This is a genomic window from Anaerolineales bacterium, from assembly GCA_022866145.1.
In the GTDB taxonomy this organism is placed as follows: Bacteria; Chloroflexota; Anaerolineae; order Anaerolineales; family E44-bin32; genus PFL42.
The window spans coordinates 1-2,023 of record JALHUE010000436.1 but is presented as its reverse complement, the minus strand read 5'-3'; the positions used below and the strand labels follow the sequence as shown (position 1 = coordinate 2,023).

Below are 2,023 nucleotides of genomic sequence, written 5' to 3'. Positions count from 1 at the left end.
CCTGCGGAGCGCTGGCGCTGATCCTAGTGGAACCCCTTGTCGGGGCCGGCCCGGTCATCCTGAGCAGGGTGGGGGGAATGGACGCATTCATTGCCCGTGCCGTCAGCGTCGCGGTGCTTGTGGTCCTCAGCTATGCCTTGGTGGCCTCGTTGGCCATGGTCGCCTGGCATGGCGGAAGCACGCTGCGGGAGGGGGTGCCGCCTTCGGTGCCTGTGCTGATCGCCGGGGGTTTCATCCTCGGGATGATCGCGGTTGGCACGTCGGGCGCGGTGACGGCGCTCGGCGATACGATGTCACCCGCAGGGGGGTTGCTCGAGGGCCTACGGCAGGATCTGGGCCCAAGGTCGAGCTTCCTGATCCGGTTGCGCTGGTTCCATCTGCTGTTGGCGGCGGGGCTGGCAGTGGCGGCCATCAGGTGGGTCGACGCCCGCCGGAAGGCCGTCGCAGTCCGCGCGGTGAAGTGGCGCCTGACGGTGCTGCGCGGGCTGCTACTCATTCAACTCGCTGCCGGGACGGCAACTGTGATCTTGCAGGCCCCGGTTTGGCTCCAGCTCGTACATCTGCTTCTGGGGGCGGCTGTGTGGGTTCTGATGGTCGTTTGTCTGGTGGAGGCGCCCGTTCGACGGGTCCGATACAAGCGTGACGATCGTTCGTAGGAGCTTGCGGAAAAACGGAAATCAACAATGAGTAAACGGCATATGTTGAGGTTTGGGCGAATCCCAAACCTCAACATATGCCAATTCCTCTTCTATCGTGCGGGTCCTTCTGCAGCCTGCTAGGGCTGAAGGGTTGGCGCGGCACAGACGGTGAGAATGCAGGGCCTACCTCTGCTGGTTGGAATCGAAGATCGTATGATAGCCGCGGTCCAATTCATCGTCGGAGAGGTGCGCATAGCGTTGCGTGACGGTGATCGTGCGGTGGCGAGCCAGCTCCTGGGCGAGCTTGAGGTTCCCCCCAGAGCCGCGCAGCACGGCCGTGACGAAGTAGTGGCGAAAGGAATGCGGCGTGATCCCTTCGGCGAGCTCGGGCGGCAGGGCTTCTGCACATCGCTGGTGAACAATGGCTCGGCCGGTGCCGGTGCTGATCGGGAGAACACGCCGGCCGGCCCCGCGGTCGTGCCGAGCGAAGATCGGCAAGGCACTGAGCTGCCGGCCCGATTGTCCATCCAGCTTGGCCCGGCTGTGCAAATAGGTCCGCAACAGCCCGAGGGCCCGCCCTGAGATTCGCAGCACCGCCTGCTGGTTGCCTTTGCCAATCAGGATCGCCCGCGCCTCCTGCCAGTCGATGTCTCCCCGGCGCAGGCCACAGGCCTCATGGACCCGCAGGCCGGTGTCGGCCAGAAGGACCAGGAAGGCGGCATCCCGCTGATTGCGCAGTGTTTCCGCTTCGTCGTGCCCGGCCTGGGCTGCCAACTCGTGGGCATAGCCGATGACCTGTTCAATCGCCTGGCGGGGGAATTGCGGCAGGCGCTGTCCTGGCCGTCGGCCCCGTTGTCGAATCAGCTGGCGAATGAGAGGCAGGTTGACGTCCGCCAGGCCCTCCGCCGCCAGGAAATCGTACCACCCGGCGACCGCCGTCAGGTAGAGACGCTCCGAGGCCGGGGCATACGGGCGCAGGTAGGCCGCAAAGGCCGCAATCCAGCTCTCCTGGGTGGCAGCCGCTGGCTGGGCGTCCGGATCCACGCCAGAGGCCTCTAGGAACAGCTGGAAGGCCGACAGGGCATTCCCGTAGGTCCGGGCAGTGGCCAGGCTGCGCGACTCGGCCTTGGTCTGCAGGAAGGCTTGCATGGAAGCGGACAGGGTCGCCGCCGATCGACGGCTAGGGACGGCCGGACGAGTCTTGGCCAAGGTTGCCCCCCGGCGTGCTCTGATCCATGCTTGTCATAATCATACTTATCATCACCATCGAATTCTACCGGGACTTGCCAGCCTGTCAAGCACCTCCCTCCCTAACGGCCGCCCCGTTCTCTCCGCGATCTGACGCAGGCGCAGTCGCTGCTGCCTGGTGGGATCGCGCCGAGCGG

The 2,023-nt window shown here is 65.4% G+C and carries 2 protein-coding genes; one reads left to right on the top strand and one right to left on the bottom strand.

Features of this window, described 5'->3' with window-relative positions; translation table 11 throughout:
* A partial coding sequence (locus tag MUO23_13070; protein ID MCJ7513883.1) for a hypothetical protein occupies positions 1–656 on the top strand: 656 nt, incomplete at its 5' end.
* A gap of 165 nt (positions 657–821) precedes the next feature.
* Here the strand turns inward: MUO23_13070 and MUO23_13065 are convergent.
* A complete protein-coding gene (locus MUO23_13065) occupies positions 822–1,787 on the bottom strand; it encodes a tyrosine-type recombinase/integrase (protein MCJ7513882.1) in 966 nt (321 codons plus the stop codon).
* Positions 1,788–2,023: the final 236 nt, after the last annotated feature.